Source organism: Candidatus Symbiothrix dinenymphae (assembly GCF_001431085.1).
This window is the reverse complement of the sequence record NZ_BBRU01000342.1, coordinates 1-491: the sequence shown is the minus strand read 5'-3', so window position 1 is coordinate 491 and position 491 is coordinate 1. Positions and strand designations below refer to the sequence as shown.

General features: G+C 48.7%; 1 protein-coding gene. It reads left to right on the top strand.

All coding sequences use genetic code 11. The features are described from left to right. On the top strand, positions 1 to 491 hold a 491-nt coding region (locus ASC50_RS04195; protein WP_304518324.1), incomplete at both ends, for a glycoside hydrolase family 2 TIM barrel-domain containing protein.

Here is a 491-nt window from a genome sequence, read left to right as displayed (position 1 = left end):
GCGAATTATCGTTTGGGACTTGTACAATGAACCGACGAACGGCGGCATTGGGGGGAAATATACACTGCCGCTTGTCCAAAAAGTTTTCGTTTGGGCGAGAGAGGTTGCCCCGTCGCAGCCGGTAACCGTCGCTGCGTGGAGCGGACACGCCGAACTGAACAAAATAATTACCGATAATTCCGACGTAATTTCGTTTCATCTCTACTCAACAAAAGCCGAAACGGAGAAACAAATTAAGCACTGGAAATCATTTGGTCGTCCGGTCATTTGTACCGAATGGTTCCACCGTTTAGCCGGTTCAACGGTTGCCGATATTTTGCCGTTGTTCAAAGAGGAAAACGTCGGTTCGATGCTTTGGGGATTGGTTAACGGTAAGTCGCAAGCCCATCTCGGTTGGGACCACCGTCCCGAAATGTTGCCCTATACGAAAACATGGAAGCACGACTTGTACAAAGGAGACTTCAAACCGTACGATGTGAGTGAGATAGAAC